22 protein-coding genes and 2 pseudogenes are annotated in these 26,830 nt (G+C 44.7%); 12 read left to right on the forward strand and 12 right to left on the reverse strand.

Annotation, left to right across the window (positions count from 1 at the left end):
- Positions 1 to 738, forward strand: a 738-nt coding sequence (locus tag RO21_RS07320) for an elongation factor Tu (protein WP_047976783.1), incomplete at its 5' end; no start/stop codon positions are given.
- Positions 739 to 832: 94 nt separating this feature from the next.
- On the opposite strand, the gene phoR is transcribed toward RO21_RS07320, so the two are convergent.
- From phoR to phoA, 3 genes are all read right to left on the reverse strand, one after another.
- Positions 833 to 2,131: a phosphate regulon sensor histidine kinase PhoR gene (gene phoR, locus RO21_RS07325; protein WP_047977151.1), complete on the reverse strand. Its 1,299-nt coding sequence runs from the start codon at positions 2,129 to 2,131 to the stop codon at positions 833 to 835.
- A gap of 1 nt (position 2,132) precedes the next feature.
- On the reverse strand, positions 2,133 to 2,822 hold the full coding sequence (gene phoB, locus RO21_RS07330) for a phosphate regulon transcriptional regulator PhoB (RefSeq protein ID WP_047977152.1): 690 nt from the start codon (positions 2,820 to 2,822) through the stop codon (positions 2,133 to 2,135).
- Between the two features lie 81 nt (positions 2,823 to 2,903).
- Entirely contained in the window at positions 2,904 to 4,307 is a 1,404-nt protein-coding gene (gene phoA / locus RO21_RS07335) for an alkaline phosphatase (RefSeq protein WP_047977153.1), read from the reverse strand.
- Between the two features lie 224 nt (positions 4,308 to 4,531).
- Between phoA and RO21_RS07340 the strand changes: the two genes are divergently transcribed.
- Positions 4,532 to 9,142: an autotransporter outer membrane beta-barrel domain-containing protein gene (locus RO21_RS07340; protein ID WP_047977154.1), complete on the forward strand. Its 4,611-nt coding sequence runs from the start codon at positions 4,532 to 4,534 to the stop codon at positions 9,140 to 9,142.
- Between the two features lie 333 nt (positions 9,143 to 9,475).
- Positions 9,476 to 9,590, forward strand: a pseudogene (locus tag RO21_RS12520) (transposase); the annotation flags it as partial.
- A gap of 45 nt (positions 9,591 to 9,635) precedes the next feature.
- On the opposite strand, the gene RO21_RS07345 reads toward RO21_RS12520, so the two are convergent.
- From RO21_RS07345 to RO21_RS07360, 4 genes and pseudogenes are all read right to left on the reverse strand, one after another.
- On the reverse strand, positions 9,636 to 11,219 hold the full coding sequence (locus tag RO21_RS07345; RefSeq protein ID WP_047977155.1) for an ATP-binding cassette domain-containing protein: 1,584 nt from the start codon (positions 11,217 to 11,219) through the stop codon (positions 9,636 to 9,638).
- On the reverse strand, positions 11,216 to 12,457 hold the full coding sequence (locus tag RO21_RS07350; protein ID WP_047977156.1) for an MFS transporter: 1,242 nt from the start codon (positions 12,455 to 12,457) through the stop codon (positions 11,216 to 11,218). Before RO21_RS07350 ends, RO21_RS07345 begins: the two co-directional genes overlap by 4 nt.
- Before the next feature lie 92 nt (positions 12,458 to 12,549).
- A pseudogene (locus RO21_RS07355) lies at positions 12,550 to 12,775 on the reverse strand (transposase); the annotation flags it as partial.
- A 518-nt stretch (positions 12,776 to 13,293) separates the two neighbouring features.
- Positions 13,294 to 14,121: a helix-turn-helix transcriptional regulator gene (locus RO21_RS07360; protein WP_047977157.1), complete on the reverse strand. Its 828-nt coding sequence runs from the start codon at positions 14,119 to 14,121 to the stop codon at positions 13,294 to 13,296.
- A gap of 134 nt (positions 14,122 to 14,255) precedes the next feature.
- Between RO21_RS07360 and RO21_RS07365 the strand changes: the two genes are divergently transcribed.
- The gene (locus RO21_RS07365; protein WP_047977158.1) at positions 14,256 to 15,089 is read left to right on the forward strand and encodes a cysteine hydrolase family protein; all 834 of its coding nucleotides are present in this window, start codon (positions 14,256 to 14,258) and stop codon (positions 15,087 to 15,089) included.
- Between the two features lie 83 nt (positions 15,090 to 15,172).
- Here the strand turns inward: RO21_RS07365 and pstB are convergent, their stop codons facing one another.
- The 4 genes from pstB to pstS form a co-directional block, all read right to left on the reverse strand.
- On the reverse strand, positions 15,173 to 15,928 hold the full coding sequence (gene pstB, locus RO21_RS07370) for a phosphate ABC transporter ATP-binding protein PstB (protein ID WP_047977159.1): 756 nt from the start codon (positions 15,926 to 15,928) through the stop codon (positions 15,173 to 15,175).
- Between the two features lie 13 nt (positions 15,929 to 15,941).
- The gene (gene pstA, locus RO21_RS07375; protein WP_047977160.1) at positions 15,942 to 16,790 is read right to left on the reverse strand and encodes a phosphate ABC transporter permease PstA; all 849 of its coding nucleotides are present in this window, start codon (positions 16,788 to 16,790) and stop codon (positions 15,942 to 15,944) included.
- The gene (gene pstC / locus RO21_RS07380; RefSeq protein WP_047977161.1) at positions 16,790 to 17,740 is read right to left on the reverse strand and encodes a phosphate ABC transporter permease subunit PstC; all 951 of its coding nucleotides are present in this window, start codon (positions 17,738 to 17,740) and stop codon (positions 16,790 to 16,792) included. Before pstC ends, pstA begins: the two co-directional genes overlap by 1 nt.
- Positions 17,741 to 17,820: 80 nt before the next feature.
- Entirely contained in the window at positions 17,821 to 18,873 is a 1,053-nt protein-coding gene (gene pstS, locus RO21_RS07385; protein WP_157019683.1) for a phosphate ABC transporter substrate-binding protein PstS, read from the reverse strand.
- Positions 18,874 to 19,095: 222 nt separating this feature from the next.
- Between pstS and nagB the strand changes: the two genes are divergently transcribed.
- The 5 genes from nagB (at position 19,096) to RO21_RS07410 (ending at position 22,846) form a co-directional block, all read left to right on the forward strand.
- Entirely contained in the window at positions 19,096 to 19,890 is a 795-nt protein-coding gene (nagB, locus tag RO21_RS07390) for a glucosamine-6-phosphate deaminase (RefSeq protein ID WP_047977163.1), read from the forward strand.
- 9 nt (positions 19,891 to 19,899) lie between these two features.
- A complete protein-coding gene (gene nagA, locus RO21_RS07395) occupies positions 19,900 to 21,048 on the forward strand; it encodes an N-acetylglucosamine-6-phosphate deacetylase (RefSeq protein WP_047977164.1) in 1,149 nt (382 codons plus the stop codon).
- A gap of 184 nt (positions 21,049 to 21,232) precedes the next feature.
- A complete protein-coding gene (gene rplU, locus RO21_RS07400) occupies positions 21,233 to 21,544 on the forward strand; it encodes a 50S ribosomal protein L21 (protein ID WP_047977165.1) in 312 nt (103 codons plus the stop codon).
- A gap of 20 nt (positions 21,545 to 21,564) precedes the next feature.
- Complete coding sequence (rpmA, locus tag RO21_RS07405) at positions 21,565 to 21,822, forward strand: 50S ribosomal protein L27 (protein WP_005711421.1); 258 nt, start codon at positions 21,565 to 21,567, stop codon at positions 21,820 to 21,822.
- An 88-nt stretch (positions 21,823 to 21,910) separates the two neighbouring features.
- A complete protein-coding gene (locus RO21_RS07410; protein ID WP_047977166.1) occupies positions 21,911 to 22,846 on the forward strand; it encodes a DMT family transporter in 936 nt (311 codons plus the stop codon).
- Between the two features lie 4 nt (positions 22,847 to 22,850).
- On the opposite strand, the gene rsmD is transcribed toward RO21_RS07410, so the two are convergent.
- Positions 22,851 to 23,441: a 16S rRNA (guanine(966)-N(2))-methyltransferase RsmD gene (gene rsmD, locus RO21_RS07415; RefSeq protein WP_047977170.1), complete on the reverse strand. Its 591-nt coding sequence runs from the start codon at positions 23,439 to 23,441 to the stop codon at positions 22,851 to 22,853.
- 89 nt (positions 23,442 to 23,530) lie between these two features.
- Here rsmD and ftsY point away from each other — a divergent pair, with 89 nt between their 5' ends.
- From ftsY to ftsX, 3 genes are read left to right on the forward strand one after another with little or no spacing between them, the layout of a single operon-like run.
- The gene (gene ftsY, locus RO21_RS07420) at positions 23,531 to 25,108 is read left to right on the forward strand and encodes a signal recognition particle-docking protein FtsY (protein ID WP_047977167.1); all 1,578 of its coding nucleotides are present in this window, start codon (positions 23,531 to 23,533) and stop codon (positions 25,106 to 25,108) included.
- The gene (gene ftsE, locus RO21_RS07425; protein ID WP_047977168.1) at positions 25,108 to 25,761 is read left to right on the forward strand and encodes a cell division ATP-binding protein FtsE; all 654 of its coding nucleotides are present in this window, start codon (positions 25,108 to 25,110) and stop codon (positions 25,759 to 25,761) included. Before ftsY ends, ftsE begins: the two co-directional genes overlap by 1 nt.
- A gap of 8 nt (positions 25,762 to 25,769) precedes the next feature.
- Entirely contained in the window at positions 25,770 to 26,696 is a 927-nt protein-coding gene (ftsX, locus tag RO21_RS07430) for a permease-like cell division protein FtsX (protein ID WP_047977169.1), read from the forward strand.
- Positions 26,697 to 26,830: the final 134 nt, after the last annotated feature.

The following is a 26,830-nucleotide window of genomic DNA, read 5'->3' on the forward strand; positions in this document are numbered from 1 at the left end:
GTTGAAATGGAAGTGCGTGAGCTTCTTTCTCAATACGATTTCCCGGGTGATGACACACCAATTGTACGCGGTTCTGCATTACAAGCATTAAACGGCGTTGCAGAATGGGAAGAAAAAATCCTTGAGTTAGCAAACCACTTAGACACTTACATTCCAGAGCCAGAGCGTGCGATTGATAAACCATTCCTATTACCAATCGAAGACGTCTTCTCAATCTCCGGTCGTGGTACCGTAGTAACTGGTCGTGTTGAGCGTGGCATCATCAAATCTGGTGAAGAAGTTGAAATCGTCGGTATCAAAGAAACCACCAAAACAACTGTAACTGGTGTTGAAATGTTCCGTAAATTACTTGACGAAGGTCGTGCAGGTGAAAACGTCGGTGCATTATTACGTGGTACAAAACGTGAAGAAATCGAACGTGGTCAAGTATTAGCGAAACCGGGTACAATCACCCCACACACAGACTTCGAATCTGAAGTGTACGTATTATCAAAAGAAGAAGGTGGTCGTCATACTCCATTCTTCAAAGGTTACCGTCCACAATTCTATTTCCGTACAACAGACGTAACCGGTACAATCGAATTACCGGAAGGTGTGGAAATGGTAATGCCAGGCGATAACATCAAAATGACAGTAAGCTTAATCCACCCAATCGCAATGGACGAAGGTTTACGTTTCGCTATCCGTGAAGGCGGTCGTACAGTAGGTGCGGGCGTTGTCGCGAAAATCATCAAATAATTGATGAAACCGTTTTAGAAAGAAGGCGTACTTAGGTACGCCTTTTTGCTATCTTATTTTCTATATTATGAGTTGTATACCGAGATACTTGCTGTTATTTATTTTTCTTTTTTGAATAATTGATGAGTAGAGATTTCTGAATAATAAATGAAAAGCAGCTCCCTTGGTTAGGTTCGCTTTCAATTTGCAGACTGGAGTGGTGTTGTTTAAGAGAATGTTTAACGATGGCTAAACCTAGTCCACTGCCACCGGTTTGATTGCTACGAGATTCATCAACTCGGTAAAAACGTTCAGTTAAATGTGGGATATGTTTGGCTTCAATACCAATGCCGTTATCGCAGATTTTAAATTCTGCCCCTTGCCCGCAATATTGCCAGTGAATATCAATATGGCTGTTAATGCCGGAATGTTTGATAGCATTATAAATTAAATTTGAAATCGCACTTTGTAATTGCTGCTCATCGCCCAGTATGGAAATATCGTCTAAATCATAATCAATAGTACAAGGATAGTCTTTTTGTAATATCTCAATATTCGGTTTGAGTTTGGAGATAAGCTGCATAATATTTACCGGTTGATGTGTTTTATTATCCGATACTTCAATTTTAGCGAGTAAATTTAACTGTTTTAATAAATTTTCCATTCGCCGACTTTGTGCTTGCATTGCCTGAATTGCTTTTTGTGCCAATTCGGATTGTGAATTTTCGGTTTCCAGTAATTCTAAATAGCCCTGTAAAACAGTTAAAGGTGTGCGTAATTCGTGGTTAATATTGGCTAGGAAGGTTTGTCTTGATTCAAGTAGACGTATCATTTGAGTTACGTCTCTCGCGATAATCATTTTGAGATTTTCATCGTAGGGGTTGAGGTTGATCTCAATATAACGTTGATTATGTGTCATTAACATTAACGGTCGATGATGTTTAGACTGTTTGAAATAATGTTTAAATTCCTCGTAGAAAATTACATTAAAGATATTTTTCTCCTGATTACGATGCCAATAAAAATCAAATAGGCGTTGTGAGATTTGATTACACCACGAAATATTTCCCTCATTATCACAAAAAATAATACCACTCGGTAAATACTCAATATTTTTATTGAGTTTAGATAATAACCGAAGCGTTTTTATTTTATCTTTTTTCGCTTGTTTTTTATAAAACGCAATACTTTGTGAAAAATATTCTAATAGGCTGCCATCATCTTGGGTTTCAGATTTGGGCGCAAGTAATCTTAGTAATTTATGTTCATTGTGGTGATGCCATATCAGTAATAAAACCAGGATCCCAATAACCCAGTAACTGAAGTGATCGGAAAAAAGGCTTAAAGTAAATGCGCTGATAGAAACCGCAATGATTTCAATCACGAATTGGCGGTAGTGGCAGAATTTTTTCATCTTAATCCTGTATATGCGTTGAAAAACGGTAGCCTGATCCTCGAACGGTCTGAATATAGCGATCGACCTGATAAGGCTCTAAACAGCGTCGAAGACGGCGGATATAAGAGTCAACGGTGCGATCTTCAACATAAATATCGTTGCCCCAGATAAAATCAAGCAACTGCTCTCGGCTATAGACTTTTTCCGGGTGTGTCATTAAAAAATGGAGAAGTTTATATTCAGTGTGGCTTAAATCGATTTGTTTACCTTGGTAGGTGAGGCGTTGGGCGGCTTCGTCTAGGACTAATTCATTGATTTTAATGATGGTTTGCACGGGGTCGTAACTTCTTCGCCAAAGGGCTTCAATACGGGCAAGGAGGACTTTGGGCGAAAACGGTTTACTGATGTAATCGTCGGCACCGGTATTGAGGCAAGTGATGCAATCTTCTTCGGCACTCCGGGCGGTGAGCATAATGATAGGAATTTGAGCGGTTTCTTCGTGTTTCTTCAGATATTCGATAAACTGCACGCCGGATCGCCCTGGTAGCATCCAATCTAATAATATCAGTTGGGGTTTTTCCGAGAGTTTATTGACGGCACTTTGGTAGTCGCCAGCCTCAATAACATGGTAGTGATGCTGGGTTAAAAATAGGGTGATCATTTCACGGATTGCCCATTCGTCTTCAACCACCAAGATTTTATTTTCCATAGTAACTCCCTAGTAAAGACAAGCGGTAGGATTGATTAGAAAATTTGCAAATTTTTCCTAAAACCCCACCGCTTGTCAATGCTATTTACCTTGTAGGGCTTCTTGGATAATGAAGAATGTATCCGTTTGATCGAGTAAGCCGGAGAAGCGGTAGGCTTTCGGACCATAGGCAGCAATACGTAGTTGGCTGCCGGTATGTTCTTGGCTATCCGCCTCTTTGCCTGTCCCGTAGCTTATCGTCATTATTGAGCCGTCTTTGGCTTTGAGCGTTTGGTTTAAGCCGGTCGGCTTGGCTTTATTTGGAATTAATTGGCTAGTGTGAGCGTGATCAGCTGTTACGATGACCAATGTTTCTCCGTCTTTACGGGCAAAATCCAGTGCAACCTGTACCGCTTCATCTAAATCGACTGTTTCACCGATTTGACCGCACGGGTTTGCTTTGTGATTTTGTTTATCGATTGACGCCCCTTCAACCTGAAGGAAAAAGCCGTTTGGATTCTCTTTGAGCAATTCAATGGCTTTATCCGTCATTTGCGCTAAATTTGGAATATCTTTGGTGCGCTCCGGATTGTCTTGACATTCAATCGGATTAGCGAGATTACCCTCAAAGGTTGCTTGACCGCCAAACCAACGTACCGGCAAATTGCCCGGTGCAAAGACCCCTAAAATCGGGAATTTGGTTTGCGCAGTGAGATTGTTCAGTGCATCTGCATTTTCGACAATGTGAAAACCTTTTTGTTGGGCTTGTTGCCATAAGGTTTGACCTTTAAATTCACCGGCTTGGCTGGTTTCATCAAATGTTTTGCGACCGCCGCCAAGCACAATATCCGGTGGTGAGGCTAAAAATTGTTCGGTGATTGAACCTAGCCCGCCGTTTTCCAACGCATTTTCAGGGCAACGTTCGCTGGTGGCGACAGGGCCGTAGCATTTACGTTGGCTGACGTGTGCCAAAAGCGCGGCAGGTGTGGCATCTTGAATTTCCGCTGTGCTGACGTTACCTGTGCCTTTGCCCAATTTTTTGGCAATTTCGACTAAATTCGGGACGGGTTTGCCGTCCACATCAACCCCAATCGCACCATTGTAGGTTTTAATGCCGGAGTTCCACGCCGTTGCGGAGGCGGCAGAATCAGTTACTTGTTCAATTAATTTCGTTTTTTTATCAATCGCATAAGTTGTGATTTGACCGGAAAACGGCAAGGCATCCAGCCCTTTAAATGCACTTGCAGCCCCTTTTGCATAGTTGCGGGCAATCGTAATTTCCGAGTCCCCCATTCCATCGCCAATCAATAAGATGACATTTTTCGCTTTTTGCTGTGTTAAGAGGTGTACCAATTCTGCCTGATTATCGGCAGATAAGCGTTTGGCACCGCCAAGGGTAAGAATATCGCCAACGGCTTCCCGTGATATTTCCGCATTGACTGATGCGGCTAACAGGCTGAAAGATAAGCCTAATACGGTGAGTGCTGGATTAAATTTGACTGTCATTGTGTGTCTCCCTTTAGGTTGATCGGTTTTCGAGCTGTATTCTAGAAAGAGGATATGACAGTTTGATGACAAGCGGGTTGTTAATGTGAATTTTTTGTAAATTGCGTTGCATTATCAGGTTACATTATTGACAAAATGCGGATTTTGGTTGCAAATGATATTGAATATCATCTGTGTTTTTATTAAAATTCCTCGCCAAAATAATGACTAAAGAAGGAAAAGGTATGAATCACAAATCTGATTTATGGTTAAAAGGTCTGAAAATCAGTGCAATCGCTACGGCAGTTGCGTCGGCTTCTGTGTATGCGTATGAGCAGGGTAAGGGGGCAACGGCGCTTATTCATTCGGACGATAAGGTTGAAAAAATTGACACACTTTCTGCTGGCAGTAATTTAGATGAGCGGATTAAAGGCGATTTTAACCGTTCGGGTAATCCAGTGCGGGTGATTTGGTACGGTAATCCGAGTGATCAAGACGGTAAAGTGCCGCAAACAGGGGCAAATAACCAAGGGCAAATTATCGGTAAGGTGATCGCCAAAGGGTTGAACACGACGGATTCTGAAGATAGACGAGGGGCGATTTCCATTGACGGGGTTGCAAATGGTATTGATGCTCTCGGTTGGTCTGCACCGAGTAATCCCAACGATGTAATTTTTAATCTCAATTCTGTTGAAAATAGCGGTTCGATCTCGGCTTCAACGGATTTACAGGGCTGTGAGGCGGAAACCCACGGCGATATTCAATCCTATGGGAGCGGTAATGGTATTTCGGTTATCGGCTTGGCGGATTTCGGAAAACATAATGCACAAGTCGGTTCGGACGGTATTGCGGACGGTTATAGCGGCGCAACAGGGGTTTCCCGCAGAACAGGGGCAATTCGTATCAGTCGGACGCGAGCGGCCGAGCCTGCTCCCGCACCGAGTTCTCCTGCATTAGAAAAAGCCGATTTTGAAGGTAAAACGGTCGAAGTGGGTCTGCAAAATGTGAATAATAGCGGTCAGATATCCGGCAAAATTTACGCTCAAGCACATCAAAAAGCGGTTGCGCATACGAGCGATTACAAGCCGCAATTCTATTCTGTTACCGGTTCTGCATCGGGTAATGCATTGTCTATCTCCTCCTATGTGAATACGATTGATCGTTATACCTATTCCGAGAACAAACATAACTTTGCTAAATTAGGTTCTATCACCAATAGTGGTCATTTACGAGGCGAAGCGCGATTATTGGGCGGCAAAAATACTACACATACGGGGACGGCTTCAAATAATAGCGGAAACGGTATTTCTGCCATTGCCGTAACAGGCCGTTTTGCTAAAAATAGTACGGAAGCGGCTGTCGGCAATCTTCAAAATAGCGGTGAAATTGCCGGTCGCTTAGAACAAATTTCGGGCGATAACTCTGGCTACCGTGGTTTCCATCTTTACTCTACTGCAAATGCTCACGGTAGCGGGAATGCGGTTTCTGTTACGGCGAGTTCTGCCAATGCGCAAACGAGAGTGCCTGCCAGTGCGACATTAGGGGATATTCAAAATAGCGGTAAGATGACAGGCTCTGCATTGGTAAAAGCGGGAGGAGGCTTAGGCGATATTACCGCTAATGTGCGAGCCTCGGGGAATGGGGTAGCGGTTGATGAGCAAGGTAATTCAGGTGAGTTGGCTAAAATCGGGATTGTCGATAATACTGGTGTGATCTCGGGGCAAATTGAAGTATATGGCGGCAAATCCGACTCGACTGCAACGGATAAACGTTTTATCCCTGAAATTAAGGGGGTGAAAACAGCAGCAGGTAATTCATCGGCAACGGATACCCCTCGCCTTTCTGCGGAGACTTGTCGGTGGTTGCCGGCGAATACGCCTGGTTGTGAAACAGCGGCTACGCCGACAACATCGTCAACACCGGATCACGTTAATGCAACGGTGCAAAGTGCAACCGGTGTACACTCTAGCGGTAACGGGATTACTGCTTGGACTTTCGGTGAATCAAGTGAATATGGTCAGCAAAAAGCCCAACTAGGTAATGTTCTGAATACGGGCACTGTAAGTGGTTATGCGAAAGTGTGGCAAGGGTTTTCACAAGGCGAACATACTCGTGTCGATTACCGCAATAATGGTGCAGGGATTGCGATTAAAGCTAGAATGGAGGGCAATATCACAAATGCCGGGGTGATTTCGGGCAATCATAGTGCATTATTGGCACGCGGCAAAATTGATACTGCCTGGAGCACCACCAACCCAACTTATACGTCGGGCTTTAAAGGTCAGGTAAATAACTACGGCATTTTAGCCGGGCGTTTAATCGTGGGCGGCTACCAATTAGATCATAGTGCTGACCAGTACTATAACTATTTTGAAACTCGCCACGCCAATAATGTCAAAAACGCAGGTCTATATATTCAGCTCGATAAAGATGAAAATATTGAGCAGGTAACAGTAGGAACGGATAGCCTCACTGCGTTCAGCAAAAACGGTAAAAATTATACTGTTATCAATGCGCCTTTGACTTCGTCTAACAAAGACAGTGAAAAACTCACTACGGCGGAAGAAACCTTTACCAATAAGATTATCAATGGGGTAGGGATGGCAAACGGCGCATTATTTGCCAAGCATAATACAACATTGGAGGATTCTATTGTAAATGGTTATAAAACAGCCTTAAAAGTAGGAGAAAATGTCGAAGTAACCGTGAATAATACCACCCTCAATGCCAATGGCTTTAAGGTGAATCAATCGGAAAAACCGTTGGCGATTTTAGGGGATAGTGGTGCGAATAAAGTGCTCTTATCGAATAGTACCCTAATTAACGGGGATATCGATCTCAAAGCAGGCAATGATGAGCTGACAATTGCAGACGGTCGGGTGAAATTTAACGGTCGGTTAATCGATCTCGGCGAAGGGCTGGATACATTGCAGTTAGGTAAAGCTGATTTGCCAAACGCTCAGCCGATTAAAGTCGATTATGAAGTGCATAATGCCGAGCAGATCACGGTAAATCAACCAACGACTTTCTGGGCGAGTGCCAAAGTGCGTGGCACGAATACACTTACTCTAAACAGTGATCTCCATTACCAAGTACTTAGCCCGGAAATGCACGCATTATTTGATGCTAACCGCAGTGAAAAAATCGCGCTTAACGGCGTAGGTAAGTTTATTGTTGATACTACCAAAGCGGCTAGCGAGTATGAAGTGAAGTTCGGCGGTTTCCAGCTTGAGCCGACAAATATTACCTTTGAAACAAATAGTGTGCTACAAAATGCAACCTTCAAGGACGGTAAATTATTGATTCAGCCGAAGGTGGTGATGACGGCGGAAGAGGCAGCAAAACAAGCAGAGCAGCAAGCCCAGTTAGCCGCACAACTTAGCGAGGCACAAAAGCAGAAAGCCGAACTTGAAAAAGCACAGCAAGATGCGGCGGCTCAAAGAGAGCAAGAACAAGCTGCGTTGACTGCACAGTCCCAACAATTAGAGGACGCTGAAAAGCAGAAAGCCGAGCTTGAAAAAAGACTGCAAGATACACTGGCACAGCGTGATCAACTTGCGGCAGATTTAGCAGCAAATAGTGTTCAAGCCGACGAGGTGAAGCAACAAAAAGCGGCTCTGGAAAAAGCCTTGCAGCAGGCGATTGCCGAGCGTGATCAACTTCAGGCAAATGCAGTACCGGCTAAACCATCTTCGGCGGTTGATGAGACGAAGACAGCGTTGATAAATCAGCAACTTGCCGATTTACAGCAAAAAATTGATCAGTTAAATCAACAAATTGCCGACCAAAACTTACAGGCAGGTAAGACCTTTAGCACGCCATTTACTGATGCCTATCAGAGTTACCTCACTCATTGGCAACTATCGGGAGTGAATGCGCTTGAGGCTTCCGCATTAACGACCGATAAATCGGAGCAGGCAGCGACGGAAGCGATCAATCGTTATTTATCAGACACGGTCGAACATAATATTTACGGTGCGGTGGCACACCAGTTAGCCCAATTCACTCGTGATGAACGTAATGCCCTTTTATCGCTCACAAAACGATTAAGCGATCAGCAATGGTATGTGGCGGCGAAAGGATTAAATGCAACCCACAATTACCGTCAAACCGCGGAGAAAGCAACCACGAATGGCGCAATGGTTAGCGTGCAGTATGGCGTGAATGATGATCTGACGGCGGGTGCTTATATTGCCACGCATCAGCAAAAAACGACCGGCGGCGCGAGCTACTTAAAAGGAAAAGGCGTGTCGTTCGGTGCGTATGTGAGCAAGCACTTTAACAATCTCAGCTTAACGGCAGGGGTAATGCACGCTCGCACCGATCTGGAAGGTAAACGTTATATCAGCAACGGTTATGATAGCCACCAATTTGATGCGAACGGCAAAGCCAATGCAACGGGGGCTTATTTACAGGCGAAATATGCCGTAGCCTTAAACGATCATTGGCAGTTTGTGCCGAGAGCTGATGTCGCTTATACCCGCTTAGCACAAGGGGCGATCAACGAAACGGGCGATGCGGGGTTAGCGATCGATGCTTACCGTACACAGCGTATTGAAAGCCGTATCGGGCAGGATATGATCGCCAAGCTGCCGATGTCAAACGGTAACTTATCGTTCAAAATCTCAACGGATTATACGGTAGTCGCCGGTGAGAAGGATCTGCAAGGTCGTTTTAATCGCGGGCAAACCTTTGCTATCCGCACTGAACCTAATCGCAATATTGTCGGCATCGGCGCAGGTATTGGCTACGAATGGCGAAACGGTCTTGAAGTCGATCTCAATGCGTCTAAAGCCTTAAGCAAAGCGGGAAATGAAACCATTGCCACATTCAAACTGGGTTACACCTTTAAATAGATCATAGCATCTCTGCAAGCGGTTGGTTATGTTCCATTGTTAACTAAAAACCATCTTCTATAAAGATGGTTTTTAGTATGCCTGAAAAGATCGCCTTACTATACTGTTGCTTATCTAGGGATTTAATAAGTGCTGTAGGAAGTTAGATTATTATGAATTTATAGATATAGATTGATGGTTAACTAGTAGCCCTCTTGTATTATCTATTCGATATTGCCCTATTGTTCCATCAAGTAATCTTTTAATTGCTTGCTCTATATGTAACCCTCCCCTAAAGTAAGTGCATTTCTAATTAGGGTTCTCTAAGATAAACTACGTTTGAGGAGAACAGACATGAGAAAATCACGTTACACAGGAACACAAATTGTCAACATAATTGAAAGAGGTGGAAGCCGGTCGCTTGGTAAGGGAAGTTTGTCGAGAATATGGCATATCAGAGGCAACCTACGCATGGATTAATGGATCTGAATTTATCTCACATCTAGGTGAAGTGTTACGAACCATCTATACTTATTACCCTACTTATACCTATATCACTAATAAAGTCTTTGTCGTGGCTAACAATTAACACGCTACCGTTAAATTCACGTAGAGCTTGAGCTAGCATCAATCGGGAGTCTAAATCTAGATGATTATTCGGCTCATCCAACAACAGTAGAGTGTTGTCAGGTTGATGGCTGATCGCTAACATACAGGCTTTCATCCTTTCGCCTCCGCTCAAGTTTACCACCGCTTGCATTGCTTTCTCTCGTTTTAGTCCAATACCTGCCAGCAGCGTTCGCAGGTTTGTTTCCTTTAGGTGTGGACAAAAAGAAGCCAAGTTTTCAAGTGCAGACTTTGTATTATCCAGTAACGTGAAGTGCTGATCTAGATAGCATAGGCCTTCACGCACATTAATGTTTCCGTGGACTGGAGAAAGATGCCCAGAGATAGCTTTCAATAAGGTAGACTTACCACTACCGTTTTTGCCAGATAGGTGGATTTTTTCTCCAAAATCAACAGAAAATGTGATTTCGTTTTTATGCCGAATATAGGGCAGGCGCACTTCTGTGATGTCTAAAATACGTAAGGCGCGTTTCTCTACTTTTCCCAAGGACAAGCTTTGCTGTTTAAATAACTCATGTTTCCTATTCAGAGAGCTGAGTTGCTCCTGTATTTGCAGCAATTTACGGTTCTGATTACTTTCCTGAGAACCGTAGGAACTCTCAGCACTGTGCTTTAAGGTATTCAAGATAACTTTAGCCTGGCTACCTGAGCGAGCAACCTGTTTACCTTGGCTAGCACGTTGTTGGGCTTTTTCCCGATTATTTTGCATAGTCTGACGAATGAGATTGATCTCTGAATTAACATGCTTGATTTGACGCTCCAAACTATTTAGCTCACTGGCACGCTGTTTCGTGTAGACCTCATAGGAACCGCCGTAATGATGTATACCGAGAGTATTCAGCTCCAAGATATCATCTACATAGCCCAAAATTTCACGATCATGACTAATGATAAGTATACCGCCATTGAAGTGCATCATCTGTTCGATTAACCAATTCTTTCCTTGTTCGTCCAAATGGTTTCCTGGTTCATCAAGAATTAGATAGCCATAATTAGATTGGAAAAGCTGATACAACGCTAACCGAGTTAACTGACCACCGCTCAGAGCATCACATCGTAAAAATGGATCTACAGGTAATCCCAATGCCTGTAGTTGCTGCTCCAGATTTGCCTGCAGTTGCCAATTATCGTCGATTAGCTCAAAGTCATGAGGATCACATCCTCCTGCAGTAATTCGGGTTAAAGCTTCCAACCTGTGCCGAACTCCAAGAAAGTCACTGACAGTTTCATACAGAACAGGTATTTCTTCCACGCTATCCTGCTTCAGCCACCCAACTCGACAGAAAGTGGTGACAAAGCCGGAATAAGGTATCCTTTCCCCTGTCAGCAGTGATGCTAATAAGGACTTTCCTACACCGTTTCTGCCAACTAGTCCGGTTATTTTATCGTCCAGAGCAAAATTCAGGTTGGAAAACAGCATATCGCCATTATCAAATCGATAAATTAAGGCTTGAGCATTGATCCTTGTCATAACTCTCCTTGTTGTATATATCTTCCGTAATGTTTCTTGTAGCAGATAGTAATCGCCATGCCGATGCAAAATAATGCGAACACGATAGGAGCATTGGCACTAATGTTGGCCACAAAGCCGAAGGTAAAACCGGAAAAGCTAGCGCTGAAAGCGGCGATAGCGGCAGCCATTCCCATGATAGAGCCTTGTTTGCTCGCATCAACGCAAATGGATAGTTGTGCCATTAAGCCACTGTATGACATGCCAAAGCCTACCGCACCCAATACGGCTAGTAGATACAGAATATATGAATTAGTGTTGAGTAGGGTTCCACCTATGCAGAATGTCATCAGTACCAACGCCAGCCCGACCATACTAAGAGGCCTCAGCACTTTCATTGCAGCACCAACTAAGAATAGGAAAGCAAACGCTAGACCAAAACCGGTCCAAGAGATGAAGTTGCTCACTTCCTGCTGAGCAAAACCGAGCCCACTGTTCAGATAAAGACCGATAAACTGGAAGAAGGTATTCCAGCCCACCAGCATCAACAGCAGGAGTAAGGCGTAGATGCGGATATCCTTGACTCTGACTGCATCAAGCAGATTTGCAATGGGATTGGGAAACGTCATCGCACACTTCTTAGCGTCCGCTTTTGGGTTCTGAAACACCAGTAGCAGGATCAGCAAATTCACCACGGATAGCGTCGCCACAAAGATAAACGGCGTTTGCAGATTGAACCAGGGAACTAGCACAGGATCACTCAGATAACCGCCGATCAACGGGTCGATGACATAGCCCAACGAGACAAAAAACATGATGTAGCCAATGTATCTGGCTCGCTGTTTATCCTCAGTGACATCGATAATAGAGGCCTGTGCGACGGGAAGACTACCGGAAAAGAAACCGCCAATAAGTCTCCCAGCTATGAACAACCACAGGCTTTTGAACACCAGAGCGTACGCCAGCAAGACATAGCTGATCGCCAGACCACTGAGACACAGCAACAGCGTCTTCTTCCGTCCCAGGACATCAGATAAAGCGCCCAGCAATGGTGCACCAAAAAACATGGCGATGGAGAATGCCCCCAGAGCCACGCCGTATACGCCATTGCGGAAACCTTCAGAGCCTTCGCTGATCAGCCCGGCCACAGGATCGTGGGCGATGGGCGTCAACATGGGAATAATCAGGCTGGCACCCAGATTATCAATAAAAATAACCAAATAAATTCCGATTAAACTCAACATCTTTATGTTTGTCATAAAACCCCTCGTACTGAAGCACCCTGCAAGGGTGCACTATACTTTTCCTATTTACTGGCTCTATGTTTTGTTACGGTATAGTCCACCAGCTATCTTCTTACTGCCGACTTTAGCGCTTTTTTAGATAATATCCTTAAGGATTTTATAGTCTAAGCTCAATTCAGCATACATATGTTTTAGGCGATGATTTTCTTCTTCCAGCACTTTCAACTGCTTGATGTCTGACGCTTCCATATCGCTATATTTTGCTTTCCAATTGTAATAGGTTGCCTCTGATATGCCATATCCTCGGCAGACTTCTTTCAAAATTTTGACAATTTATGTTTCTGTGTAACGTGATTTTCTCATATTCGTTCTCCTCAAACTGAGTTTATTTCAGAGAACTCTAATTAGCTATGCACTTATTTTAGGGGATGGTTACATTATTTTTTAGGCGAGTAATTATCGATTTTGGTGTGTAGAAGAGTTGCAAGAAGTCATAGATAAAGGATAATTCTGCCGCACAGATAGAGCTTGTAGCTCGTCCATTAGTTTACGCTATTATATTAAAGAGAGTTAATAATAACAAAGAGTGTTTAGAGAAGGAATAGGTGGCGCAATTAAGTATGGGTATTTCTAAATAAAGTTTGTTTAGGTTTAACAATATTTTAAGAGAGAATGAGTAGTAATAAGGGCAGGTAATGATGCTGATTTTTCAGTTTAGCTGCCTGTTTGATAGTGAATGGTTTATAGAATTTTGGATAAGAAACGAGAAATATGAGGTTTAAGCAAATAATAAGCGGTTGGTTAGGGCGACTATTTTGCAAAAAATCACGCAAAACCGACCGCTTGTTTTTTTAGCCTTTCTGCTTGTTTAACCATTCTGTCGGGCTTAGTCCGATTTCTCGGGTAAAGGCACGGCTGAGAGCGGCGCTGTGGCTATAACCGACTTTTTCGGCGACAAGGCTCACTGCCAGCCCTTTTTGTAGCAGCGTTTGGGCAACGGTAATCCGCCACTGCGTCAGATAATCCATCGGGGAAATCCCCATCATCTCTTTGAAGTAACCGGCAAAGCGTGAGCGGGACATCATCGCATATTCTGCCATCATATCGACTTGCCAATTTCGTTCGGGGTATTGGTGAATATCCAGTAAGAGCCGGGCGAGGTATTTGTCGGTCAGCCCCTTTAATAAGCCCACGTTGATCCGTTTTTGCTCTAGGCAGCAACGCACGACTTGAATAGCAAAATAAGCACACAGATATTGAATTGCCGCCTGATAGCCGCAGCCCTGCTTTTCCGTTTCGCTAAAAATCAGATTGGCGATATTACGCAGTTCGGGCTGTGTGTCCAAATAGACAATCGCAATATCCTGTAAGCTGTGGGTGAGCGGGTTGCGTACATCTTCGCCAAAATCAAATTTAATACAAAAAATATCCAAACCTTGTGCGTCCAAAGGATGGATATGATGAACAATATGCGAAGGTGAGAAGACGACACAAGGGCGGTCAATCACGATCGGCGCTTTATTGGGGTGTGAAAATTGGCAATGCCCTTGGCGGATAAAATGTAAATAGCCTTTATTGGGATCGGGTTCTTCAAATGTGCCGATATGGCATAAGTTGCCAATGAAAAACAGGTCGGTACGGAAATTAAAATAGCTGAAAAGGTGAGTGATAGTGTCCATTTTGGCGGTCGGGTTAAGAAGTTAAAACGTTGGGTTAAATTTTATGATCGGCATATTTTTATAATAGCGCCGCTCACAGTATAGAGCTGCGGGCATTTTATGTGAATTAAAATCTTACTTGAGGAGAGAAAAGAATGTCTAGTAAACTTGAACAGATCGATCAAGAACGCCGCTCGGCACTGCATAGCGGTTCTCGTATCGCAATGGCAGCCGGTGTACTCGGTGCAATGGGGATTGCGGCAACGGCAAATGCGGCGGAGAAAAAAGCGGAAAAGACCATTTACGATGAACCTGAGCAGTACGGCTTAAAACGGCCGGGAATGAAGATCGATCCGAAACGTGTGGCGTTAGTTGTGGTTGATCCGCAAAATGATTTTCTTAGCCCGAACGGTATTATGTGGGGCGTATTGAAAGACAGTATTTTACAAAATAATACGGTTGAGAATATTGAAAGTCTGTTTAAAGCGGCGAAAAAAGTGGATATGCCGGTGATTGTCTCCCCACACTATTATTACCCGACTGATCACCAATGGGAATTTATGGCACCGGGCGAAACCTTTATGCACGATACCGGAATGTTTGCCCGCAAAGGCGCTTATACAATGGAAGGCTTTGAAGGATCGGGCGCAGATTTTGTTGAGCGTTATAAACCGTATATTTTTGACGGCAAAACTACGATTGCATCGCCGCATAAAATTTTCGGACCGGAAACGAATGATGTCGTATTGCAGTTGCGTAAACGTAAAATCGACCAAGTGATTTTAGCGGGAATGGCGGCAAATTTATGTATTGAATCCCATTTGCGTGAATTGGTGGAACAAGGTTTTGAAGTAACGGTGGTGAAAGACGCTACCGCAGGACCGCGTATTCCGGAAGGGGACGGCTACCTTGCAGCGCTGACTAACTTCCGTTTGATTGCGAACGATCTTTGGACAACCGCCCAAGCAGTGAAAAATATGGGGGCATAATAGATAACAAGCGGTCGGTTTTACCACAGTATTTGTAAATTTGCTGTGTAAACCGACCGCTTGTGCTGTGAGCGGGGACTAAGTTAGCCCATTCTGCCTGTAATATAATCCCTCGTGCGTTGATCTCGAGGTTGATTGAGAACGTGGCTGGTTTCACCAAATTCAATCAGTTCGCCCAAATACATATAGGCGGTGTAATCGGAACAACGGGCAGCCTGTTGCATATTATGGGTTACGATAGCCACTGTATAGTCGTGTTTAAGCTCGCAAATCAATTCTTCAATTTTCATTGTCGAGATGGGATCAAGTGCCGAGCAAGGTTCGTCAAGCAATAATACTTCGGGCTTAACTGCGATCCCTCTGGCAATACAAAGACGTTGTTGCTGACCACCGGAGAGGCTGTCGCCGCTTTTATCCAATTTATCTTTCACTTCATTCCAGAGTGCCGCTTTCGTTAAAGCCCATTCAACACGATCGTTTAATTCCGATTTCGGTAGCTTCTCAAATAAGCGAATGCCAAAGGCAACATTGTCGTAAATTGACATTGGAAACGGCGTCGGTTTTTGGAATACCATTCCGACTTTGGCACGGATAATCGCAATATCCGTGTGAGTCGTCAGTAGGTTTTCGCCGTCCAGTAAAATTTCGCCGGTAGCCTTTTGGTGAGGGTAAAGCTCAAACATCCGATTAAAGCAACGCAATAGGGTGGATTTTCCGCAGCCGGAAGGGCCGATAAATGCGGTTACTTTATTTTTAGCAATTTGCATATTGATGTTTTTGAGTGCGTGAAAATTGCCGTAATAAAAATTGAGTTGATTAACGGTTAATGCAGTTTTCATTCAGTTTCCTTAATTATTTTTTCGGTTGGAAAAATAAGCGGGTTAGTATGTTGATACTTAACACAAAGAAGGTAATCAAAATTGCGCCTGCCCACGCCAGTTCGTTCCAGTCATTAAACGGACTTGCCGCATATTGGTAAATCACAACGGGTAGATTTGCCAGTGGGGCATTCATATCCCACGAGCCGAACTGATTTGAGAGTGCCGTGAACAGTAACGGTGCGGTTTCCCCCGAAATGCGAGCTACTGCCAACAATACGCCAGTGATGATCCCCGATTTTGCCGCACGGTAGCAGACCATTGTGATCACTTTCCATTGCGGGCAACCGAGTGCAGCGGCGGCTTCTCGCAGATTATTCGGCACAAGTTGCAACATATTATCGGTCGTGCGGATCACCACTGGAATGACGATGACGCCCAATGCCATTGCACCAGCCCAGCCGGAATAATGTTCGACTTGCGAAACGTACACGGCATAGACAAATAAGCCGATGATAATGGACGGTGCAGAAAGTAAAATATCATTCAAAAAGCGTGTGATACTTGCCAAACGGCTATATTTGCCGTATTCCGCCAAATATGTGCCTGCCAAAATACCGATAGGGGTTGCAACAAGCGTGCTGACGGCGAGCATCATAAACGAGCCAATAAAAGCATTGCGTAAACCGCCTACTTCATTTGGGGCAGGGGTATCCATTGTAAAGAGATTAAGCGAAAGAGCAGGAATGCCTTTGCTTAATAGGGTGATGATGATCCAACTTAGCCAAAATAAGCCAAACCCTACCGCTAAAAAGGATAAGGCAAGCATTATGCAATTTTTGATTTTACGGCAGTGAAACCGCCTGTTTTCATATTGACGCATTATTTTTTCCCTTCTTTTCGCTGCATACGCATAATTAAGATACGTGAACAAGCGAGAACAACAGTAGTAATGAGGAATAGAATAAGACCAAGCTCCATTAACGCCGATTTTTGTAAGCCGCTGGCTTCATTAAATTCATTGGCGATTGCAGACGCAATTGAGGTTGATGGCGAGAAAAGGGATTCCGGCAGTTGGAAGGCGTTACCGATTACAAAAGTAACCGCCATTGTTTCCCCCAATGCACGACCAAGCCCTAACATTATGCCGCCGATTACCCCTGTTTTGGTATAAGGTAGAACGACTTTCCAAACGACCTCACTTGTGGTTGAACCTAAACCGTAGGCGGACTCTTTTAACATTGGCGGTACAACACCGAAGACATCACGCATTACGGAGGCGATAAACGGAATAATCATAATTGCCAGCACCAACGAGGCGGTAAAAAGCCCGATACCAAACGGTGCGCCTGAAAACAGTAGATTAAGGACGGGTAAGTCCCCAAATAAGTCAATAAGATGAGGTTGAATATATTCTTGGAAAAGCGGGACGAACACAAACAGCCCCCACATTCCGTAAATAATAGACGGAATTGCAGCCAGCATTTCGACTGCTACCCCGATTGGGCGTTGAAGCCACTCCGGCGCTAATTCGGTTAAGAATGTGGCAATGCCGAATGAAATCGGTACAGCAATGAGTAAAGCGACAAAAGCCGAGATAAGTGTTCCGATAATAGGTACTAATGCACCGTATTGCTCTTGCACAGGATCCCAGTTGTTTGTCCATAAAAAGTCGAGATTAAATTGGCGAATCGCATCCCAACTGCCTGCGATAAGCGAAATTAAAATAGCTGATAAAATCGCAAATACCAGCACGGTAAAAAATAAAGTGGTGTGCTTAAATAGCCATTCTATCCATTTTGTGCTTTCAATAGTTTGATAGGCTTTTTGCATATTTATATCCTAGTTTGCAAAAATATGTGTCGATCGGACTGCTTGTAAAGGGAGAGCTCCCTCTCCCTTTGTAAAAAGCATTAGCGAACGGCTTTACCCGCAGTATCTTTGATCTCACTTGCCCATTTTTGTTGAATGGTTTCAACCACTTTGCGTGGCATTGGCACATAATCAAGTTCTTCTGCAGCTTGACCGCCTTTAGTAAATGCCCAATCAAAGAACTTCAGCACGCCACGGGTCGCATCAGGTTTATCGGCGACTTTGTGTAGTAAAATAAAGCTTGCCGCTGTGATTGGCCAAGACTCGTTGCCGGCTTCGTTGGTCAGTACTACCCCCATTCCGGCGGCACTGTTCCAATCTGCATTACTGGCAGCAGCCATAAAGCTTTGTTTAGACGGTTGAACAAACTGACCGGCTTTGTTTTGTAACGAAACCCACGCTAATTGGTTTTGTTTGGCATAGGCATATTCGACATAGCCGATAGAGTATTTGAGCTGTTTAACGTAAGCTGCCACACCCTCATTGCCTTTGCCACCCTGACCTGTCAGCCATTTGACTGATTTACCTTCACCGACTTTCGTTTTCCAATCGGCAGACACTTTAGACAAGTAATTGGTAAAGCCGAACGTTGTACCGGAGCTGTCGGAGCGGTGAACAACGACAATGCGTTTGTTCGGGAGTTTAATATCAGGGTTTTGTGCTTTGATTGCCGCATCGTCCCAGTGAGTGATTTTACCTAAGAAAATATCGGCTAATTGTTCACCGTATAATTTCAACTTACCGGCGGCAATATCCGGCACGTTAATGACAGGCACGGTACCGCCAATGATGGCAGGGAATTGTAAGAGTTTATGCTCGTCCAATAAGTTGGCTTTCATTGGATCATCGGAAGCACCGAAATCCACTGTTTTTGCCATAATTTGCTGCTGACCGCCACCGGAGCCGATCGATTGGTAATTGACTTTATTGCCTGTCTCTTTTTCATATAACGATGCCCATTTCGCATAAATCGGATAAGGGAAAGATGCGCCGGCACCCGTAATTGTTTGAGCCTGTAGCGATAACGGCAGTGAAACTGCAATGACACCGACACCAAATACTGCTAATTTTTTCATAGTTTTGACTAACATCATTTTTTCCTCTTAGGTTGATTGATGATGAGCGTAGTGTAAAAAAGAAATATGACAGTTTTATGACAACCGAGACAAGCGGTTAAATGCACGCCGTTTTTTGCAAAATGTGATCTCGTTCAAATTTCATTAAGAAAATCTACAAATGAAGTGAAATTAGCATTATAATGAAATTTATTGAAGTTTTATTTCATTAAGCTGTTTTTAAATGAGAGGAGAGAGAAAATGCGTTTAATTCCGTTAGAATGTGCAACAGAAGTGAGCCAATGGGCAGCCCGTTATATTGTTAATAAAATCAATGCGTTTCAGCCGACTGCGGATAAACCGTTTGTGTTAGGTTTACCAACCGGCGGTACGCCGCAAAAAACCTACCAAGAGTTGATTAAACTCTACCAAGCCGGTGAAGTGAGCTTTAAAAACGTCGTTACCTTTAATATGGACGAGTATGTCGGTTTACCGAAAGCGCATCCGGAAAGTTACCATACCTTTATGCACGAAAATTTCTTCAATCACGTTGATATTCAGCCGGAAAATATCAATTTACTCGATGGAATGGCGGAGGATGTGGAAGCGGAGTGCGAACGCTATGAGGCGAAAATCCGTTCTTATGGTAAAATTCACTTATTTATGGGCGGGGTCGGTGTGGACGGTCATATTGCGTTCAACGAACCGGCATCATCATTGAGTTCACGCACACGGATTAAGACCTTAACCGAAGACACGCTGATTGCTAATTCCCGTTTTTTCAATAATGATGTGAATCAAGTGCCGAAATTTGCACTGACGGTTGGGGTAGGTACATTGTTGGACGCTGAAGAAGTGTTGATTTTGGTAACGGGTCATAACAAAGCGTTGGCATTGCAGGCTTGTGTTGAAGGACCGATCAACCATTTATGGACAATTAGTGCATTGCAGTTGCACCGCCGTGCAATCGTGGTGTGCGATGAGCCGGCAACCCAAGAGCTCAAAGTGAAAACGGTGAAATATTTCAAGCAGTTGGAAAAAAATGTCGCACGTTAGGGGGAGAAAATGAACCATTATGCACTGACAAACTGTGTGATTTACACGGGCGAGGCGGTTTTGTATCAGCACGCTGTTATCATTAAAGGCGAGCAGATAGAGGCGATCGTTGCCGAAAAAGATCTCCCCGAAAGTTTAGATCAAATTGATCTGGAAGGGGCGAATTTATCCGCTGGTTTCATTGATTTACAACTGAATGGTTGCGGTGGCGTGATGTTTAACGAAGATATCAGCGTTCGCACCCTTGAAATTATGCAGGAAACCAACCTGAAATCCGGCACAACCAGCTATTTGCCGACCTTCATCACCTCGCCCGATGAGGGAATGAAGCAAGCGGTGCAGGTGATGCGTGATTACTTGTCAAAATATAAAAATCAGGCACTCGGTTTGCATTTGGAAGGGCCTTATCTCAGTGTGGAGAAAAAAGGGGTGCACCGCCCCGAATATATCCGTGCTGCAAGCGGTGAGATGATCGATTTTCTGTGCAAAAACGGCGATGTGATCACCAAACTGACCTTAGCGGCGGAAAATCCGACCGTAGAGCATATCGAGGCTTTCCGAGACGCCGGCATTATTGTCTCAATCGGGCATTCCAATGCGACTTATCCGCAGGCGAAACAACGCATTGCCGAGGGGATCAGCTTTGCCACCCACCTGCATAATGCAATGTCGCCGGTGAGTTCGGGACGGGACGGTGGCGTTGTCGGTGCTGTGCTGGATAGCGATATTTACGCAGGTATTATTGTGGACGGTTTGCACGTGGATTGGTCGAATGTCCGCATTGCGAAAAAAGTAAAAGGTGATAAACTGGTGATTGTAACTGATGCGGTTGCACCGGCGGGGGCGAATATCGACTCTTTTATCTTTGTCGGCAAAAAAGTACTGTATAAAGACGGGAAATGTGTCGATGAATTTGGCAGCCTTGGCGGTGCGGCGATCACAATGATCGAATCGATCCGTAATGTTGTCCAACACGTTGGCATTCCCCTTGAAGAAGCGATCCGAATGTGTACGCTTTATCCGGCGAGAGCCATTCACGTTGAGGATAAATTAGGGTCTATTGAAGGCGGTAAAATCGCCAATTTAACGGCATTTAATCACCAATTCCAAGTGCTTGGCACAGCGGTTAATGGCAATTGGCAATGGACAAAAAACTAAATTAAAGGAAAAAGCCCTGATGATCTCTATTCAACGGGGCTTTTGTTTTTTAGGTGGGATTTTCCATTTTTTATCAAATTGGTGCTTGCTCTTAGGCGAGTTTTTGCGTAGAATTGCGCACCTATTTTATATGAATTTGAGAGTGCCAGAGGCTTAGCAAATGGCACTGATTAGCGGAGTAAATATGTACGCAGTTTTCCAAAGTGGCGGCAAACAACACCGAGTAAGCGAAGGTCAAGTTGTACGTTTAGAAAAACTTGAAGTAGCGACAGGTGAAACAGTTGAATTTGATTCAGTGTTAATGGTCGTTAATGGTGAAGATGTTAAAATCGGTACCCCTGTTGTTGCAGGCGGTAAAGTAGTGGCAGAAGTGGTTGCACACGGTCGTGGCGAGAAAGTTAAAATCGTTAAATTCCGTCGTCGTAAACACAGCCGTAAACAACAAGGTCATCGTCAGTGGTTCACAGAAGTGAAAATCACTGGGATTCAAGCATAATTTCAGAGGAGATCAAGTAGATGGCAACTAAAAAAGCTGGTGGTTCAACTCGTAACGGTCGTGATTCTGAAGCTAAACGCCTTGGTGTGAAACGTTTCGGTGGCGAGTCTGTTTTAGCAGGTAGCATTATCGTTCGTCAACGTGGTACAAAATTCCACGCAGGTAGCAACGTAGGTATGGGTAAAGACCACACGTTATTCGCAACGGCTGACGGTAAAGTTAAATTTGAAGTTAAAGGCGAAAAAAATCGTAAATATGTCAGCATTATTGCTGAATAATCTTCAAATCCCTTAAATAATAAAGCCCTCTTTTTTAAGAGGGCTTTTTGCTATCTTACCGATTATGTTTACACTTCATTGAGGATTTATGGTTAATCAACAAAAACCACTGCGCGGCTTTCTGCTTGCGCTACTCGCAAGTGCGGCTTGGGGGGCATTACCTATTGCCGTCCAACAAATCTTAGATATTGTCGATGCACAAACATTGGTATGGTATCGTTTTATGACGGCAGCGATTGGGGTATTTTTCATCTTGCTGTTTACAAAAAAATTGCCGCAACGCACCGCGTTCTCCCCTCGGGTCTTTGGCTTGCTTATGGTTGGCATTGTGGGGTTATCCGCAAATTTTTTCCTATTCAGTTACGGGTTAAATTTTATTTTGCCGACTACAAGCCAGGTGCTATGGCAGCTTGCGCCTTTCACGATGATGTTATGCGCCGTATTGCTTTTCCACGAGCCTTTTCAATTTCATCAAAAGATAGGGCTTGCGACGCTGTTGCTGGGATTGGGGCTGTTTTTCAACGATCGTTTTGATGAGATTTTCCAATTAGGTCAGTATGCCTTTGGTCTTTTTATCGGGGCGAGTGCTGCGATAGTATGGGGGCTTTACGGTATTGTACAGAAATTATTATTACCGGTATTCAGCTCGCAACAAATATTGCTCTATATTTATGTCGGGTGTGCGGTCGTGCTCACGCCGTTTTCTGTTCCCTCTCAAGTAATGGCGCTGAACGGTTTCGCTTTAGCTTGTTTTATTTTCTGCTGTTTAAATACCTTGATCGGCTACGGCGCTTATGCAGAGGCATTAAACCATTGGGACGCCTCGAAAGTTAGCGTGATCACAATGTTACTGCCGATTTTTACGATGCTGTTTGCCTCTTTAGGGCATTGGCTCGCACCGGACACATTTAATGAGACAAAAATGAACGGCATCAGCTATTTAGGCACACTCATCGTGGTCGCCGGCAGTATTTTTTCTGCGGTTGGGCATCGCTGGCTGGGGAAATCATCGTCCCCAAAATAGCTCTTTATTCACACCGGATTAAGCGGCTCACTACCTGCCCGGCCGTTTTTTCCTTGATGATCTGCCAATGTGATGGCAGCTCTAACGGCGGGTGATCTTTTTCCGTTTCAACATAGATTAACGCATTTTCAGCCAACCAGCCGTTACGGGCTAAATGGATTAGCACCTGCGGCACATAATGTTGGTGAAATGGTGGATCAACAAACACAATATCAAACGGCACTTGCGGATTAGCTTGCGCCAAGTAGGCGAGGCTATCCGTTTGAACCACCTTACCGTTCTCGGCGGCTAAACGTTTGAGGTTTTGCGCTAACAGATCGGCAGCCGTGGCAAATTTTTCGAGAAAAGTAACCGCTTGCGCTTGGCGGGATAACGCCTCAATTCCCAAAGAACCGCTTCCGGCAAAGCAATCTAAGCAGTGGGCGTGGGCAATGTCCATCATCAACCAATTAAACAACGTTTCCTTCACTCGATCGGTGGTCGGGCGTAAGCCCTCAGCGTTTAAAACAGGTAATTTACGCCCCCGCCAACGCCCCCCAATTACCCTGACCTCGCCGTTTGGGCGATTTTGTGGGGAAATTCGACTTTTTTTCATACTCAATAACATAAATAATTGATAAACTAAGCCGTTTAGTTTATTCCATTTTGGACGAAAATGGCTATTTAATTTGGAGCAAAATAATAATGGCAGAGGAAAACAAGAAAAAAGGGTTTTGGTCGTGGTTAGGCTTTGGTAAAAAAGCGTCGCAAGAACAACAAACAGAGCAGAATAGGTTAGAGGAACAGCCATCGCAAGCGGTTGAAACGACTGCATTATCTGAAGAGCAACCCGTTGAACGTGCAGAAAAAGTTACTCCACCAACTGATGAAGCCTTGCCGGAAATCGAGCCAAACACACCGCTTGTTGAAATAGAAGAGATAAAAGCAGAAGAAGCCGAGCCAAAGCCCGCGAACGAAGTTTTGCCGGAAATCGAGCCAAACACACCGCTTGTTGAAGTTGCAGAGACAAAACCTGTAGAAGTCGAGCCACGTCCTGCGGACGAAGCCTTGCCGGAAATCGAGCCAAACGTACCGCTTGTTGAAGCGGCAGAGGTAAAAGCAGAAGAAGTCGAGTCACAGCCTGCGGACGAAGCCTTGCCGGAAATCGAGCCAAACGCACCGCTTGTTGAAGCGGCAGAGGTAAAAGCAGAAGAAGTCGAGCCACAGCCCGCAGACGAAGCCTTGCCGGAAATTGAGCCAAACGTACCGCTTGCTGAAGCAGCGGAGGTAAAACCCGCAGAAACCGAGCCACAGCCCACAGAAGCGGTTGAGACCTATCCGGAGAAACCGGCTCAAGAAGGCGGCTTCTTTAGCCGTCTGATCAAAGGGTTAATCAAAACCAAACAAAATATCGGTTCGGGTTTTCTCAATTTATTCCGTGGCAAAAAGATTGATGACGAGTTGTTTGAAGAGCTGGAAGAGCAATTATTGGTGGCGGATTTGGGAATGCCTACCACCACGAAAATTATCAATAATCTCATCCAGCACGCCAGCAAAAAGCAGCTACAAGATGCGGAACTGCTTTATCAACAATTAAAACAGGAGCTGGCGGAGGTGCTTAAACCGGTGGCACAGCCGTTGGTGTTGAGCGAAAAGAAACCTTATGTGATTTTAATGGTTGGTGTGAACGGTGTGGGGAAAACCACGACAATCGGTAAATTAGCCCGCAAATTCCAAGCGGAAGGGAAATCGGTAATGTTGGCGGCAGGGGATACGTTCCGAGCGGCTGCGGTGGAACAACTGCAAGTGTGGGGCGAGCGTAATCATATTCCGGTGGTGGCACAAAGTACGGGGGCGGACTCGGCTTCGGTGATTTTTGATGCGATGCAATCGGCGGCAGCAAAAGGCGTGGACGTGCTGATTGCCGATACCGCAGGGCGTTTGCAGAATAAACAGAATTTGATGGATGAGCTGAAAAAAATCGTGCGGGTGATGAAAAAATATGATGATACCGCACCACACGAGATTATGCTCACACTAGACGCAGGCACGGGGCAAAATGCGATCAGCCAAGCGAAGCTGTTTAATGAAGCGGTGGGGCTAACCGGCATTACCCTCACCAAATTGGACGGCACGGCAAAAGGCGGGGTGATTTTTGCGATCGCCGATCAATTTAATATCCCGATCCGCTATATCGGGGTAGGCGAGAAGATTGAGGAGCTGCGCTCATTTGATGCCGACGAATTTATTGAGGCGTTATTCGATCACGAAGGTGAAAAATAATGATTAAATTTACCAATGTCAGCAAAGTGTATAAAGGCGGGGGCAAGCCTGCTTTACAAGGGGTGAGCTTCCATTTGGCAAGGGGCGAAATGGCGTATATTACAGGGCATTCCGGTGCAGGTAAGACTACGTTACTCAAGCTGATTATGGGCATTGAGAGAGCCAACGGCGGTCAAGTGATGTTCAATGGACACGATATTACCCGCCTTGCTGAACACGAACTGCCGTTTTTACGCCGCCAAATCGGTATGGTGCATCAAAATTATAGCCTACTGAGCGATCGCTCCATTTTGGATAATGTGGCATTGCCGCTGATTATTATGGGGTTAAATCAGAGTACGGTCGAGCGGGAGGCGCGTTTAGCGCTGGCTAGAGTCGGGTTGGAGAAAAAGGCGAATTTTCTGCCCCGTCATCTTTCCGGCGGTGAGCAGCAGCGGGTGGATATTGCCCGTGCGATTGTGCATCGCCCTTCACTTTTATTAGCAGACGAGCCGACCGGTAATCTGGACGATCAACTGGCGTTTGAAATTTTCCGCTTATTTGAGGAATTTAACCAAGCCGGCACGACCGTGCTGATTGCCACGCACGACAGTAATATTATTGTGCAACGCCCGAAACCTTGTTTGGTGCTGGAAGAAGGGCATCTTAAATAGGAATGTCGATGAAAAATTTACTCAATACCCAAAGCCGCTATATTTTACGGGCGGTTTGGCAGGATCTGATTAAGCGTAAATTCAGCGTATTGCTGACAATTTTGGTGAGCGCCACTTCGCTGACGATCCCGACAGTCAGCTATTTGTTATGGAAAAATACCCATTATGCCGCCGCCCAGTTCTATCCCGAACCGGAGCTAACCGTCTATCTACATAAAAATTTGGCGGAACACGATGTGAATGCGGTGGTCGAGCGGCTTCGTCAGTTTGAAAGCGAGAAAATCGAGAAACTCAATTACATCTCACGCCAGCAGAGCTTGGACGAATTTCGTAGCTGGTCGGGCTTTGGTGAAGCCTTGGATATTTTAGACGACAACCCGCTGCCGGCGGTGGTTGTGCTGAAACCGAAAGCAGCGTTCAGCGGTGCAGAGGCAATGTTAGCCTTACGCAATGATCTGCAAAATATCAAAGGGGTGCAGGAAGTGCGCTTGGATAACGGTTGGCTGGAAAAACTGACCGCTTTAACCCAGCTTATCGCCCGTGTGGCAGTAACTTGCACGGTGCTAATGTTTATCGCCGTCTTTTTGGTGATTAGCAATAGTGTCCGCTCCGATGTATCCAACAGCCGAGCCTCGATTGATGTAATGCAGCTACTCGGCGCAACGGATTATTTCATCGCCCGCCCGTTTTTGTATAGCGGAATGTTATACGGCTTTTTCGGCAGCCTGATGGCGATTTTGTTTAGCTTGATGACGATCAGCTATTTCACCGGCGTGGTGCGTTATGTGTCGGATATGTTTACGGTGAAATTTGAATTGCACGGCTTTAACCTCAGTGAAATCTGTTTAATTATCACCTTGAGCGTTTTTCTCGGCTGGCTGGCTGCTAAATTAGCGACCAACCGCCATATTCAGAAGATCAGCGGGCGCTATTAGTAAACAGCAAGCGGTCAGTAAAGGACAGGTTTTTGCAAAAAATCCGGTATTATGTAGCAAATGCACAAAAATAGACATTTTAACAGAATGTAGGGACACACTGCGTGTGTCCTTTATAAAAATCAAATTATTTC

The sequence above is a fragment of the Muribacter muris genome (assembly GCF_001038205.1).
In the GTDB taxonomy this organism is placed as follows: domain Bacteria; phylum Pseudomonadota; class Gammaproteobacteria; order Enterobacterales; family Pasteurellaceae; genus Muribacter; species Muribacter muris.